The organism is Helicobacter sp. 13S00477-4, assembly GCF_002272785.1.
Classification (GTDB): Bacteria; Campylobacterota; Campylobacteria; order Campylobacterales; family Helicobacteraceae; genus Helicobacter_J.
Window position 1 is genome coordinate 26,982 of sequence record NZ_MLAS01000016.1, and the last position, 14,285, is coordinate 41,266.

13 protein-coding genes are annotated in these 14,285 nt (G+C 32.9%); 2 read left to right on the forward strand and 11 right to left on the reverse strand.

Annotation, left to right across the window (positions count from 1 at the left end):
• Positions 1 to 143: 143 nt before the first annotated feature.
• From BKH44_RS07695 to BKH44_RS07745, 11 genes are all read right to left on the reverse strand, one after another.
• On the reverse strand, positions 144 to 896 hold the full coding sequence (locus BKH44_RS07695) for a 7-carboxy-7-deazaguanine synthase QueE (RefSeq protein WP_095272035.1): 753 nt from the start codon (positions 894 to 896) through the stop codon (positions 144 to 146).
• Positions 896 to 1,513 (reverse strand): 6-pyruvoyl tetrahydropterin synthase family protein, encoded by a 618-nt coding sequence (locus BKH44_RS07700; RefSeq protein WP_095272037.1) that lies wholly within the window; start codon positions 1,511 to 1,513, stop codon positions 896 to 898. Before BKH44_RS07700 ends, BKH44_RS07695 begins: the two co-directional genes overlap by 1 nt.
• A 26-nt stretch (positions 1,514 to 1,539) precedes the next feature.
• Positions 1,540 to 2,181 carry a hypothetical protein gene (locus BKH44_RS07705; protein WP_095272038.1) on the reverse strand — a complete coding sequence of 214 codons (642 nt, stop codon included), beginning with the start codon at positions 2,179 to 2,181 and terminating at the stop codon, positions 1,540 to 1,542.
• A gap of 43 nt (positions 2,182 to 2,224) precedes the next feature.
• Positions 2,225 to 3,013: a 5'/3'-nucleotidase SurE gene (gene surE / locus BKH44_RS07710; protein ID WP_095272041.1), complete on the reverse strand. Its 789-nt coding sequence runs from the start codon at positions 3,011 to 3,013 to the stop codon at positions 2,225 to 2,227.
• Positions 3,014 to 3,027: 14 nt separating this feature from the next.
• Positions 3,028 to 3,891 carry a polyprenyl synthetase family protein gene (locus BKH44_RS07715; RefSeq protein ID WP_095272044.1) on the reverse strand — a complete coding sequence of 288 codons (864 nt, stop codon included), beginning with the start codon at positions 3,889 to 3,891 and terminating at the stop codon, positions 3,028 to 3,030.
• Between the two features lie 10 nt (positions 3,892 to 3,901).
• Positions 3,902 to 4,936: a PDZ domain-containing protein gene (locus BKH44_RS07720; RefSeq protein ID WP_095272046.1), complete on the reverse strand. Its 1,035-nt coding sequence runs from the start codon at positions 4,934 to 4,936 to the stop codon at positions 3,902 to 3,904.
• Complete coding sequence (locus tag BKH44_RS07725) at positions 4,936 to 5,241, reverse strand: YbaB/EbfC family nucleoid-associated protein (RefSeq protein WP_095272048.1); 306 nt, start codon at positions 5,239 to 5,241, stop codon at positions 4,936 to 4,938. The genes BKH44_RS07720 and BKH44_RS07725 overlap by 1 nt, the downstream gene beginning before the upstream one ends.
• The gene (gene panD / locus BKH44_RS07730) at positions 5,234 to 5,608 is read right to left on the reverse strand and encodes an aspartate 1-decarboxylase (protein WP_095272050.1); all 375 of its coding nucleotides are present in this window, start codon (positions 5,606 to 5,608) and stop codon (positions 5,234 to 5,236) included. The genes BKH44_RS07725 and panD overlap by 8 nt, the downstream gene beginning before the upstream one ends.
• Positions 5,609 to 5,754: 146 nt before the next feature.
• A complete protein-coding gene (gene uvrA / locus BKH44_RS07735) occupies positions 5,755 to 8,556 on the reverse strand; it encodes an excinuclease ABC subunit UvrA (RefSeq protein ID WP_095272052.1) in 2,802 nt (933 codons plus the stop codon).
• Positions 8,557 to 8,605: 49 nt separating this feature from the next.
• Positions 8,606 to 9,178: a Holliday junction branch migration protein RuvA gene (ruvA, locus tag BKH44_RS07740; protein ID WP_095272054.1), complete on the reverse strand. Its 573-nt coding sequence runs from the start codon at positions 9,176 to 9,178 to the stop codon at positions 8,606 to 8,608.
• Between the two features lie 11 nt (positions 9,179 to 9,189).
• Complete coding sequence (locus tag BKH44_RS07745; RefSeq protein ID WP_095272057.1) at positions 9,190 to 10,998, reverse strand: FapA family protein; 1,809 nt, start codon at positions 10,996 to 10,998, stop codon at positions 9,190 to 9,192.
• A gap of 108 nt (positions 10,999 to 11,106) precedes the next feature.
• Here BKH44_RS07745 and murJ point away from each other — a divergent pair, with 108 nt between their 5' ends.
• Complete coding sequence (gene murJ, locus BKH44_RS07750) at positions 11,107 to 12,549, forward strand: murein biosynthesis integral membrane protein MurJ (RefSeq protein WP_095272059.1); 1,443 nt, start codon at positions 11,107 to 11,109, stop codon at positions 12,547 to 12,549.
• A 10-nt stretch (positions 12,550 to 12,559) separates the two neighbouring features.
• Positions 12,560 to 13,963 carry a cysteine--tRNA ligase gene (gene cysS / locus BKH44_RS07755; protein ID WP_095272061.1) on the forward strand — a complete coding sequence of 468 codons (1,404 nt, stop codon included), beginning with the start codon at positions 12,560 to 12,562 and terminating at the stop codon, positions 13,961 to 13,963.
• Positions 13,964 to 14,285 lie beyond the last annotated feature (322 nt).

Below are 14,285 nucleotides of genomic sequence, written 5' to 3' on the forward strand. Positions count from 1 at the left end.
AGGTCAGCACAAAATAGGATATTGTGCAAATAATGATACTAAAAGTAACTTTTTTATAGAGCATGATAGAATAGGGTAAAAAATAAGGATTTTTTCGATTCAATGGTTTTAATTGTTTGGAATCTTGAAAGTTATTTGGTTGATTAAACCCCTCTTTTGTTTCCCCATATTCGAATATGAAGTCTGTCAGAAAGGCAAAATCCTTTTTGTAAACAAATAGGGTATATTTTTTTAATATTTTCATCCAATTCTTTTCTAGAAATGCCTTGAGGCATTAAATAGATTTTATTTGATTTGAGTTTAAGGGTTTTTAGCAACTCTTCAATTTCTTTTAAAGCAGTACCATTTTCGCACATTTGTGCATTGAGGACGAATTTAAACACTACACTTTTGGCATTATCAATTATATTTTGGATTACTTTGGTTTTGATACGTTTTGAATAAGATTCTCCAGAATTGCTCAATTTGATACTCAAAGTGAAATGAAGTTCTTTTAAAATATCATTGAATACAAAATCAATACTTCCATTGCTCTCTATGGATATTCGGTGTCCTTTTTGTAAAAAATATTCTATTGTCTTGAGTAAAACTGGGTTTTTGAAATGCAAGCTTGGTTCACCACCTGTGATTACTATATCAAACTTGTTTGAAGAAAAATTTTGTATTTTATCTATTAGTATTTGACTGGAGTCATAAGATTTCCATTCTTTTGAAAAATGTCCATTGGCAGCATAAATACTATCACATCCTAGTATTGTATTCCCTTCATAAGAGTTTTTTATCCCAAAACCAATGCACTTAAGGTTACAACCACCAAGTCGTAAAAATACACTAGGAGTACCGATAAACTCACCTTCTCCTTGAAAACTATAAAAGATTTCTGAAACAGGTAACATTAGATTTTGACTTGATGGATAGGGATAGGGTTATTAAAAGGTTTTGTCTTTGGGTTTTTTTCATAAGATTTGAGCTTGTAGAACATATTTGGGTCTTTCCATTCAGATTGAATTTGTGCAGAAAATTCTATAGAATCCAAATGAATATGCTGCATAAAGTTAGGATTTTCCAAATCTTCTTTAAAAGCTTCTGCATATCCGTGTTCTGTTTCATGCACCCTTACAGATGTTACTTTCACATTTCCTTCAGCGTTATTGAATTGGGTTGCTTTTAAAATTTTATCAATGTAAAACAATAATAATAAAGCATAGTTTTCTGCACTCGGGTTTAGTGATAATTTTACATATCTAGCAGAGTTTTTTTCAATGAAATTAATAAAATCAGGTGTTTCTTGATTCCAAAAATGGTGAGCATGATCAAATCCATCAATAAAGTCTGCAATTTGATTTTTAAAAATACCAAAGTCAAGTATCATTCCTCCATTATCCAAAGTATTGGCATTGATAAAAATTTCTACTTTATAATTATGCCCATGAATACTATTTGAACATCTTTTGGATGTGCAATTCCTGACAATATGAGAAGCACAAAAACCAAAAGAACGTCTTATAACCATAAAAACCTCCAAAACCTATTGTTTAATTAAGGACAAACCCAATAATAAGGCAAGTCAAAATAATAACGATAATTTTCTGCACGTTTTAAATCAATCCTCGAAATTGTTTGAATAACTAAATCTCGTAGCAAAAGATTATAACCGCAAGTTTTTCCATTCACGCTTCCATTGATGTACAAAATACGTCGTTTTAGATTTAAATCATACCAATCAAGCGTAAAATGGTAACCTGAAAGATAATTTAGGCTTTCTGAATATCCACTCAAAACATATGTTTTATTTGGTTTGTCATTACAATAGAACTGTTCCCCATACCAATAGCAAGATTGCATAAGACCATCACTGAACATAGAATAGCTATAATTAATGCTTGGATAAGGACGGACGCTGTGGAATAATTTTACAAAAACCACATTCTTGGCTTTGTGTATAGGTAAATCTTCTTGTTTATAAACACTATTGAAGCCTTGTTTTTGGAGTTCATAGACAATCAGATTGATATAATAAGCTGAAAGAAGATCATTTTTGTCATAAGCTACTACTATAGGTGCATTAGCATTGAAAATATAATTTTTTTCAATTGTTGAGTAATAACCCATATTTATTTTATTCGCACAACCTAAAAAAAATAATGCAAACAAACTAAAAATTAATATTTTAATTTTCATAAAAACTCTCCAAAACAAAATCTATAAAGCATATCGGCAAAAATCATTTTAACCATATTTTCAAAGAATCAATATCTGAATAACTTGTCATATCTAAAGTAATAGGTGTTATTGAGACATATCCTTGATGAGTGGCAGAAAAATCTGATATCAATCCTTTTGGCTCTTTTCTTTCATGCCAAGCAAGTGGGTGGAGTCCTAGCCAATAATATTCTTGACCTCTAGGATTGTGATTTAGGTGAGCTTGTTTGCTATAGAGGCGATAGCCTTTTTGAGTGATTTTATAACCTTTACATTCTGAAGGATTTATTTGTGGGATATTGATGTTTAAGAATTTTCGTTCACTTAATGGGAATTGAGCATTAAAAATTTTTTCAGCGATTTCAACGATAACTTTTTTTGCTAAAGCAAAATCAAAAGAATCAGCTAAATTTTTGTCTTTCATTACTTGAGAAATTGCTATAGAAGGAATACCTTGTATGACTCCTTCCATTGCTCCTGCAGCTGTACCTGAATAAGTAATATCTTCTCCCATATTTGACCCCAAATTGATCCCAGAAATGATGAGGTCAGGACATGAAGTTTTGCTATAAATTGTATTCAGTGCAAGATAAATGCAATCTGCAGGAGTTCCATCATCAAGCTTATAAAAATCGTCATCAACTTTGATGAATTTTAATGGTTTGGTAAGTGTAAGACCATGTCCACAGGCGGATTTTTCACTAGAGGGTGCTACGATGGTGATTTGAGCGATATGGCTGAGAGCATTTTTTAGTGCTAATAATCCTTTTGAATCAAATCCGTCATCATTAGTCAATAATATTTTTTTCACCTCTTTCTAGCTCCTTATAAATAATCTTCCAACAATATTTTTAGATTCTGTTGTAGTGATTTTTCAAAATATGTTAAATTATTTACAATATTTTTTTTAAGTCCATTAGCATTATTTTTTGCTTCTTCCAAGCCTAATAGATTTACGTAACTATTTTTGTTATTATCTTGTCGTGTTGTTTTTAATGCTTGATTTTCTGATTGTGTGGTATCAATAATGTCGTCTTGTATTTGAAAATAAAGCCCTAGCTCCAAACCAAAAATATAGATTTTTTCTGTTAATTCTTTTGATAGATTGCCAATAATTGCACCCATTTTTAGAGAGGTTGCGATTAATTTTGCTGTTTTATTCAAATGGATTTCTTTTAATCGATCTATTTGGAGCTTTTGGTTTTCAAAATAACAATCCATTGCCTGACCTATTACCATCCCATCAATACCTCCAGCTTTAGATAACTCTTCAATGAGTTTAATTTTTACTCCATTATCAAGCCTAGCTTTGCTCAAGAGATAGAATGTATAGGTATTGAGTCCATCGCCTATCAATATTGCAGTTGATTCATCATAGAGTGTATGCAAAGTGGGGTGCCCTCTTCTTAAGGAAGCATTGTCCATTGAGGGTAAATCATCATGTATTAAAGAATAAGTATGCAGGCATTCTATAGCCAAAGCCGGTAAAAAAGCATTTTTACTTAAAATAGGGCTTATAGCACACACTACTGCTAACAAAAGTTTAGGACGAAATCTTTTACCTCCACTTAGCATCATTTCCCAAAATGCAGTTTCGAAATAAGGATGAAAGGTTTGTATTTTTGGAGCAGAATGTAATAAGAAATTTTCAAATTCAAGGCAGGTTTTTTTATAAAAATTTAACTCCATATTGCCAACCTCAAATTTTCAAATAAAGTTCTAAACCATTGCGCATCACTAAAACCTCTATATTATTTTTGATGCCTGCTTGTGAAAGTGCACTACGTAAAGAATCTGTGATTTTTATGAATGAATCATTTTCATTTTTGATGATGGGTTTTCTATCAATCCAAATAAGTCTATCTCCTATTTTAAAATTACTTTGCTTGTCTTCATCTATTTGTATGATAGTGAGGTCTTTATCAAGTACGATGCCAAATCTTTCTAAAAAAGTATCTGGCATTAAAAATCCACCATAACGTTTATCTGTGTTGATATTAAAGCTTTGTTTTTTATTATCCCTGATGATAATTATATTGGCAGGTTTTTGATAGGGCAGGTTGCTGACTAGCCATTCAAAATCTGCGTAATTTTGAAAGGTTTTTCCATTGATTGATAAGATGACATCACCGGGCAAAAAAGGATTATTTTTAAAAAATGGATCGACTTGACGTACAATGATATATTTGTCTTTTTGTACTGCCCTGATGCCTATATCTCCATAATAAGAGGTTTTTTGATTTAAGAATCTGTCTATATATTTTTTATCAATGAATTGATTATCCCCTACACCAATACCATAAATTTGGTAGCAAATGTTGCTTATTACACCATTTATCGGGATATTAGTAGAAAATCGTGCATAATCAGTAAAGCCATTTTGGGTTTTTAAGATTTTACCTTTAGATGAGTATTTAAAGCCTATGGCTGATAATTCTTTTTGCTTAGCATAGCTATCAATATCTAAAATTTTGTAAATGTATTTTGTGGGGTTACTCTGTATGATATATAATCCCACAAAAGGATCAGCTTTTAAAATCTTAAGCCCTTTTGGAGGAGTGCGTGAAAACATTAAAGATACATTCTTGTTTTTGTTTTTGATAGAAACAAGGTGATTGTTTGTAAGACTTGTGGTTGCTTCTTGATAATAATTGACGCAATGAGAAAAATCATAGCTAAAAAGATTTGAAACAATCAAAAAAAATACAAAAACAATCAAAAAAAGATTTGGCATTATTTTCCACCAAAAGGATTCATCCCGCCAAATAATTGGAATGCCATTGATTTTTTGTTTTCTTCTACACTTTTATAAGCATCATTGATAGCACTGATGAGTAGAATTTGTAATGACTCTTTGTCTTCAAGCAAACTGTCATCAATAGCGATGTCGATAAGTTCTCCAGCACCATTAATGCTTACACTCACCAATCCACCACCACTTTTTGCTGTGATACAAGTATCTTTAGCTTTTTGTTCCAAATCAGAAAATTCTTTTTGTATATTGCCAAAAACATTACCAAGTTGCTCGGGATCAAACATTTTTCACCTCATGTTTTACAGATATTATTTGATTGTTCTCATCTACCATTACGACTGTAGGGGTGTAATTTTGTAGTTCTTTTTCATCATAACTTGCATAGGCTATGATGATGATGATATCCCCTATTTGAACCTTTCTTGCTGCAGCACCATTGAGGCAAATTTCACCAGACCCACTATTCCCTAGTATCACATAGGTGCAAAAACGTTCTCCATTATTAATATTTAGGATTTCTACTTTCATACCTTCAAGTAGGTTTGCTTTTTTTGCAATATCTGAATCTATAGTGATTGAACCAATATAGTTTAAATTCGCATCTGTAATTTTTGCACGATGTATTTTGCTATAAAGCATTTCAAATCTCATGGTAATAAATCCGTATTTATATTATTGTAAGTCTTTTTATATTTTAACATATTTATCAATAATTTTATTTAATGAGCATTCGCCTTGAGCGATTCATGCTAATGAAATCTTTAATTGTTTTTTGATATTTTTGTAAAATCTAAAATTTACAATTCAAGAGCTAGGAATTTTCCTGTATAGCTTCCTGATTTTTTATGATTTTTTGCGATATGTTCCGGAGATCCAGCATCAACAATTTTACCCCCTTTATCACCACCTTCAGGACCTATATCAATAATATAATCAGCATTTTTTATCATATCTAAATTATGTTCAATGACGATCATTGAATTCCCGAGTTCAACAAGGTGATGGAGGACTTTTGTGAGCCTATTAACATCTGCAAAGTGCAGTCCAGTGGTAGGTTCATCGAGTATATAGAGTGTTTTTCCTGTATCTTTGCGGCTGAGTTCTTTAGCAAGTTTTATCCTTTGGGCTTCGCCACCACTAAGGGTAACAGCATTTTGTCCTAATGTTATGTAGCCTAGACCTACATCTTGGAGAGTTTTGAGTTTTGAAGCAATTTTGGGTATTTTGCAAAAAAATTCACACGCATCATCAACACTCATATTTAATACATCGGCAATGGACTTATTTTTGTATTTTATTTCTAGGGTTTGAGGATTATATTTTGCACCATTGCAGGCGTCACATTTGACCATTACATCTGGCAAGAAATGCATTTCAATTTTTATTTCACCCTCACCTTGACATTTTTCACATCGTCCTCCTTTTACATTGAAACTAAATCGACCCACACTGTATCCTAAAATTTTAGCTTCTTTAACTTCAGAGAAAAGCACACGGATATCATCCATCACGCCTGTATAGGTCGCAGGATTGCTTCTTGGTGTTCTGCCAATAGGGCTTTGATCTAGGTAGATGACTTTATCAAGCATATCAAGTCCTTCAATCTCAATGCCATCGCATTTTTTGACTTTTTTGGCATTATTTAAGAGTTCTTGGGCGACGGGCAAGAGGGTTTGGAGTATGAGTGAACTTTTGCCACTCCCACTTACTCCAGTGATGCAGACAAAGTTAGATAGAGGTATTTTTAAGCTCATATCTTTGATATTGTTGATCGTGACATTTTTGATTGAGAGCCATTTTTTTTGAGGACGATTGTATAAATAAGAGATGGTTTTTGTGCCATTGATATATTGTGCTGTTTGTGTATTGCTAGTTAACATTTCATTTACTGTACCAGAAAATACGACTTCACCACCATTTTTACCTGCTCCAGGACCTATGTCCACAATGAAATCTGCATTTTTGATCGTCTCTTTATCATGTTCAACTACAATGACAGTATTGCCTTTTTCTTGAAGACTGCGGAGTGTTTTTATCAGTTTGAGTGTGTCACGTTCATGTAGTCCTATGCTTGGTTCATCTAAAACATACATCACTCCTGTGAGTCCACTGCCAATTTGACTAGCAATACGTATCCTTTGACTCTCGCCACCACTTATTGTCCTAGCATCTCTGCCCAGACTCAAATAGCTCAAGCCTACATCATATAGGAAAAATAGTCTTTCTCGAATCTCTTTGAGGATGGAAGCAGCAATGAATCGTGATTGGTCGCTAAGGTAGGCAAAGTTTTTGTCATTGTTGAAAAATGCGTAGCTTTCTTCAATGGGCATATCAATGATATCTCCAATACTCTTTTTTCCAACTTTTACATTCAAACTAGAGGCTTTTAAGCGATGACCCTTACAGGTGGAACAAGGTTTTTCACTCATATAGTCACTCAAATCCTTTTCATCTTTGAACATATCATAAGCGATTTGAATAATGCCTTTCCAAGGACGTTTAAGTGAAGAATTTTTCCAAGTAAAAGAGACTTCAGAACCATTCCCATATAATAGGGCATTTTGTTGGTGTTCTTCAAGCTCTTCAAAGGATTGGTCTATATTGATTTTATTGGTTTGGCAAAAACCATTGAACAGTTCAGCATAATAATTTCGGTTGAAGCCAAAAATTACTTTGATGCCACCTTTATTAAGGGGTAAAGATTTATTCAAAATTTTTTTGATGTCAATGCTATATTTGCTACCCAGTCCGCCACAATCTTCACAAGCTCCTTTTGGAGAATTGAATGAAAAACTAAGTGGTTCTAAAGGTTCAAAACTGATTTTGCAATCAAAGCAAGCAAGGTGTTCGCTATAGTGGATAAAGCGGTTTTGACCTGCTTCATTGATGATTTCAATTTCAACTTCTCCATAAGTTTCTTTGAGGGATTTTTCGATGGCTTGAGCGATACGAGAATGGTTATCTTCTTGGATTATGACCCTATCAATGATGGCTTTTATGCTGTGTTTTTTTGTCTTACTTAGATTGATCTCTTCATCTAAACGTACCATTACACCATCAATATATGCTCTTACAAAGCCTTTTTGTCTTAAATCTTGGATTTTGTCTGTGAAGCTACCTTTTTTTTCTTTTATGATAGGGGCTAAAATGATGATTTTACTTTGGGCTGGTAGGTCTAAAACTTGTTGGATAATATCAGTTTGACTCATTTGAGAAATGGGTTTGCCGCAAATATGGCAGTGTTGTGTGCCTACTCTTGCGAATAACAATCGTAGGTAATCATAAATTTCTGTGATAGTCCCCACTGTTGATCGGGGATTTTTGCTTGTGGTTTTTTGATCAATAGCAATAGCGGGTGTGAGGCCTTCAATTTTATCTACATTGGGTTTAGCGACTTTATCAAGGAATTGTCTTGCGTAGCTTGAGAGGGATTCAATATACCTCCTTTGTCCTTCTGCATAAAGTGTGTCAAAGGCAAGGGTTGATTTGCCCGAACCACTCAGACCTGTAAAGACAATGAGTTTATTTTTTGGGATTTCTAAATAGATGTTTTTGAGATTATTTTCTTTTGCACCAATGATTTGGATTTTATCTAACAATATAGGCTCCTTGTAAAGTTTTTATTATGCTTAAAGTAATTTGTATTAGCTATTTGAGCATTTTTAAAGCTTCTTTGATTATTTCTTGCGTGTTTGAACTTTGGATGGCTTTAAAAACTTTTGAGATTTCTGCATTTTTAAATCCTAAACTTTGAAGTGCCATAAACGCTTCATTGCGTTCATTTTCTTTTGACAGGGTATTTTGAGGTTGTATAATCTCAGAGAAGAAACCTGCAAGATCTACCATAATTTTACCTGCTCCTTTTGTACCAATGCCTGGAACTCTTTGGAGTGCTTTAATGTCTTTGTCTTGGATGATTTTTCCAAAGGCTTTGGGCGTGTAAGTTGAGAGGATAGCTAAGGCAACTTTTGGACCCACACCATTGATTTTAATGAGACGTTCAAAAGTAATTTTTTCTAAATCTTGGTGGAATCCAAATAGTAAATGAGCATCTTCACGGATGATTTCTGTGATGAGTAGAGTGATTTTTTTTTCTTTAGATTCACTGAGTATATAGCTTGTATTGGTTGAAATATGGATACCATAAACAATATCATTGACTTCAAGCCATGCAAAAGTAGGGTCTAATTTGTAAACACTACCAGTCATTGCTACGATCATTTATTTGTCCTTCATTGGGTTTTTATCATTTTTTTTGTAGCTGGATCAATTATAATATCGACATTTTCACCATCTTCTATGAAAAGATTCTCATCGGAGGGTTTTGGATAGTCTCGATGATAGACGATTTCATTTTCCATTTTCCAGTCACTTTGAGTGATGAGTTTTGCTCGAAGGGTTTCATCTTCTATTTGTAATAAACTATGATTGAGATCGTGGATTTCATTTTGAAATTTTATGAGTTCTTTTTTTAGGATTTTGAGTTTTTTGATTGCTTCAATATATTCATAATAAGTCTTTTCAATATCTTTATCTGCCAACATTGCTTTTTGGGTAGGGACATCAGAAGCTTTGATTTTATCGATGATATTTTTATTTTTTTTTGCTTGCAGTAAAAGGGTTTGGTATTCTTTGATGATGGTTTGCATCTTTGTTTTTAGTAATGATATTTTTTTATTGATAAAATCCATAGTGTCTTTTGTGCTAGTATGGGCACTCGCACTGATAGTAATTTTATTTTCACCCCCTTGCATTTGCTTCAAGATACATTCTTGAGAAAAATATATTTTATTATTAGATTTTAGATTTTTGATTTCTAGTTTTTTAGCAAAGATAGTTGCTCCTGCAGTTGATCCAATGATAGCTTCAACGCATTGTGTGAATCCGCTATCGAGATTTTTTGCATAAAACTTATCACCATAAAACTTTCCTTTATGTGTTGTGATATTGGCTTCTTCTGCATAGATGATACTGCTTTGATGGGTTTGACCTTCTATTGAGATTTTTTGTCCTGTAAGGATGACATTTTCTCCAATGCTCCCTTTGATATTTATTGTGCTTGCTTCAATAATCATATTGGCATCAATTGCATCAATGAGTTCATCTTCAGATTTTATATTCAATGAAATACCGCTTTTAAGACCTCCTAAAAGCATAGGAGTATTGATGGTTTTGATAGTGTTAAAATTAAAATCAGTGTGCAATGAAATTGTATTATTAGAAATCTCTACATATCCTGCATCTAAGGCTTTGAAAATGACTTTTTCAGGTGTTTCTTCTTTTTGGATAGAAAGTGTATTGTATGAAAAATGAACATTTTTATTATTGATAAGTTCATTGTGGATAAATATTCCTTTTAAATTCCTTCCATCTTTCCCTTTTATGGGATTGGTACATTCTGCTATGACTTCACCTTTACCTACGCCAAAGAGTGCATTTTCTGGAGCAATTTTGCCATTTTTTTCCCATTCTTCTTTGAGTAAAAAATTCATTTTAGCTGGTTTAGATGGGATAAAATCAGGAGTTTGTTTTAGCAATAGTTTTTGAGGGTATAGTCCTTGTTTGTTGAGTTTTTGGAATTGTATTTTGAGGTTTTCTTTTTGTTCATATTGTTGCCTGAAAATAATCTTTTCATATGCCATCAATGTATCAATGAAACTAAATATTTCTTCATAAAAATATTCATCATCAATGATAGTAAAATGTTCATCAAATAATAGAGAAGCTTTATCGGCTAGAGGTGTGATTTCTATTTTGATGCCAAAATTTTTTGCTTTTGGTTTGATGCGGATATCATAGGTTTGTTTGACAAAAAAATCCTCTTTTGCATAAAAACTATCTTTTTCAAACTGGATGAGTTCATTCCCGACAATCGCACGATATTCGTCTTTTTCGTGGAGTTTGATAAAAGTATGTGTTTGGATGACATCAAACCAAATATATTTAGAATCTATTTTTGTATTGATGGAGAATCGTTGGATTTCTTCTTTGATATCTTCACAGTTTTTGATGATTTGTGGGATAAAATGGGGGGTATCCATTTCGATTTTCCATCCTTAAATATAATTTTTGGTTTTTGATAAAATACAATAAATATTCTACAATATTTGATATTAAAATGAGTTTTTATTGTTTTGAAGGAAGGCAGCTTGTTAAAAAAAGCTTTTTTGACTAATAGTAGTGGCATTATGTGTTCTAGGATATTTGGTTTTTTTAGAGATATGTATATGGCTTCTGTACTTGGAGCAGGGATGTATAGTGATATTTTTTTTGTTGCTTTTAAATTCCCAAATTTATTCAGACGTGTTTTTGCAGAAGGAGCGTTTACACAAAGCTTTTTGCCTGGTTTTATCGCTAGTCAGAAAAAAAGTGCTTTTGTTGTAGCGACTTTTATGATGTTTGTTTTGATATTATTATTATTGACTCTTTTTGTTTGGTGTTTTTCAGGCTGGGTGACTAAGATTTTAGCAACAGGATTTGATGAAGAAAAAATAGCTTTAGCAGAGCCAATTGTTGTAATCAATTTTTGGTATTTAGAACTTGTTTTTATCGTTACCTTTTTGAGTACTTTTTTACAGTATAAAAATAGCTTTTGGGTAAGTGCCTACAACACTGTTTTGCTCAATTTATCTATGATAGGGGCATTATATTTGGCTAAAGATTCTGATTCGATGCAGATCATTTATTTTTTGAGCTATGGGGTATTGTGTGGAGGTGTGGCACAGATTTTATTGCATTTTTATCCATTATATAAATTGAAGTTTTTTATGATTTTTTTTGTAGGGCTGAGGCAGATTTATAAGGCATTGTTTTCTCCATCTGCTAAAGCCAAATTTTTAGCTTTCAAAATAAAGATAGATTTGAAAAACTTTTTTACGCAATTTTTCCCATCTGTGCTTGGGAGTTCGACAGCCCAAATTGCTTCATTCATTGATACATTATTGGCTTCATTTTTGGTTGGTGGGAGTATTTCATATTTGTATTATGCTAATCGTATTTTTCAACTCCCTTTGGCTATTTTTGCCATTGCTATTTCTACTGCACTTTTCCCGATGATAGCTAAAGCGATAAAGAATTCTCAAGAGATGCTTGCCTTGAAAAATATGAAGAAATCTTTTTGGTTTTTATTGTTCATGCTTTGGGTATGTGTGATAGGTGGTATAATGCTCAAAAATGAAATCATATGGCTTTTGTTTGAACGTGGGGAATTCCAACGATCAGATACTTTAGAAGTAGCAAATATTTTCGCAGCTTATATGCTTGGACTTTTGCCATTTGGACTATCTAGGATTTTTTCTCTATGGCTTTATGCTCATAGATTACAGGGTAGGGCTGCTAAGATTTCAGCCCTTTCTTTGATATTTGGTGTGATATGCTCATTAGTATTGATGTGGCATTTTGGAGCTATGGGGCTTGCACTTGCAGGGAGTCTGAGTGGGGTGATGTTGTTTATACTTAGTGTTAGGGAGTTTGGACTTGTGCGATTTTGGGATATAATAGCTTATTTTAGAGGTTGGATAGGTTTGTTGTTCGTAGCGATTATAGAGATAGGGGTTTTGAAATTATTTTTGTATTTTTTTCATATCCAATGAAGGGCGATTGATGAAGATTTATGATACCAAGTTGAAACAAAAAGTTGATTTTATTTCCATCATGCCTGGTGAAGTTAGGATTTATGTTTGTGGTCCTACAGTTTATGATGATGCTCATTTGGGACATGCTAGGAGTGCGATTGTTTTTGATTTGTTCGTGAGGGTATTGGAACTTGAAGGGTATAAGGTAAATTTTGTAAAAAATTTTACTGACATTGATGATAAAATCATTAAAAAAGCTTTGGAAGAAAATAAAGATATCCAAACACTTACCCAGTATTATATAAAATCTTATCTTGCTGATATGAAAGCCCTTTTGGTAAAAAGACCTAATAAAGAACCCAAAGCAACGCAGAGCATTGATTGTATCATCAAGATGATACAAAGACTTTTGGAAAAAGGGATTGCGTATAAAACTTCAAATGGAGATATCTATCTTGATGTAGGCAAAGATAACCTCTATGGCAGTATTAGCCATAGAGGTTTGGAAAATGAACAAAATATCAGTCGTGTAGAAGAAAATGAAGAGAAAAAAAATGAAAGGGATTTTGTTTTATGGAAAATGTATAAAGGCATTGAAGATATTGGATATGAAACATCTTTAGGGAGGGGAAGACCGGGTTGGCATATTGAATGTTCAGCTATGATTGAAGAAATGCTTGCTTACAAAGGCAAACCTTATCAGATTGATATTCATGGTGGGGGAGCGGATTTGTTATTCCCTCATCATGAAAATGAAGCATCTCAGACGCGTTGTGCAGATGATGTAGAGATAGCTAAATATTGGATGCATAATGGTTTTGTCAATATCAATGGTGAAAAAATGAGCAAAAGTTTGGGCAATAGTTTTTTTATCAAAGATGCACTCAAGGTCTATGATGGGGAGATTTTGAGGAATTATTTGCTTGGGGTGCATTATCGTAGTATTTTGAACTTCAATGAAGAAGATTTGTTGATGAGTAAAAAACGTCTTGATAAGCTTTATCGTCTCAAAAAAAGGGTCATAGGAGAGATTGGAATAGCAAGAGAAGATTTTAGATTTTCTTTATTGGAGGCATTGAGCGATGATTTGAATGTTTCTAAAGCTTTTAGTGTGTTGGAAGAAATGATAAATACTGCTAATGATGAGCTTGATAAAAATCCCAAAGATAAAATACTCAAAGCAAAAATAGCAGGCAATATTGAATTTGTTACTGAAGTATTTGGAATAGGTGGGAAGGAAGCTTTGGAATATTTTCAATTAGGGGTAAGTGAGGTGCAAAAAGATTTTATCACACAGCGACTCCAAGAACGTTTGAGTGCAAAAAAACAAAAAGATTTTGCTTTGGCTGATAAAATCAGAGCAGAGCTTATGGCTATAGGTATTGTGGTGATGGATACACCTGAGGGGAGTGTGTGGGAGAAAATAAATTAGTTTTTTAGCTTGAGAGATATTTGTTTATGATTTGATTTTTTATTATATCTATATTAGGGCATATATTTTTTAATTGGTCGATTTTAGATTCTATATAATTGATTTTAGAGATAATATTTTCTTGTGTTTCTAGTGGGGGGAATTGCATTTTGACATTGCGGATTTCATTTCTATTGATACCGGGAACACCATTGCATCCAAAAACCTTGAAGGTTTTAAAACCTCCATTTGAATCCTAGATTGATACTCCCATACCTTGCTATCCCACTGAGTTTGGTTCCAACAGAAGCATTGACAAATATGTGATCACTTGCTTGCCATT

Bases quoted from the DNA above. Each gene is read 5' to 3' on its own strand.
- BKH44_RS07695 (WP_095272035.1), bottom strand. From the start codon at position 896: ATGTTACCTGTTTCAGAAATCTTTTATAGTTTTCAAGGAGAAGGTGAG.
- BKH44_RS07700 (WP_095272037.1), bottom strand. From the start codon at position 1,513: ATGGTTATAAGACGTTCTTTTGGTTTTTGTGCTTCTCATATTGTCAGG.
- BKH44_RS07705 (WP_095272038.1), bottom strand. From the start codon at position 2,181: ATGAAAATTAAAATATTAATTTTTAGTTTGTTTGCATTATTTTTTTTA.
- BKH44_RS07715 (WP_095272044.1), bottom strand. From the start codon at position 3,891: ATGGAGTTAAATTTTTATAAAAAAACCTGCCTTGAATTTGAAAATTTC.
- BKH44_RS07720 (WP_095272046.1), bottom strand. From the start codon at position 4,936: ATGCCAAATCTTTTTTTGATTGTTTTTGTATTTTTTTTGATTGTTTCA.
- BKH44_RS07725 (WP_095272048.1), bottom strand. From the start codon at position 5,241: ATGTTTGATCCCGAGCAACTTGGTAATGTTTTTGGCAATATACAAAAA.
- panD (WP_095272050.1), bottom strand. From the start codon at position 5,608: ATGAGATTTGAAATGCTTTATAGCAAAATACATCGTGCAAAAATTACA.
- ruvA (WP_095272054.1), bottom strand. From the start codon at position 9,178: ATGATCGTAGCAATGACTGGTAGTGTTTACAAATTAGACCCTACTTTT.
- BKH44_RS07745 (WP_095272057.1), bottom strand. From the start codon at position 10,998: ATGGATACCCCCCATTTTATCCCACAAATCATCAAAAACTGTGAAGAT.
- cysS (WP_095272061.1), top strand. From the start codon at position 12,560: ATGAAGATTTATGATACCAAGTTGAAACAAAAAGTTGATTTTATTTCC.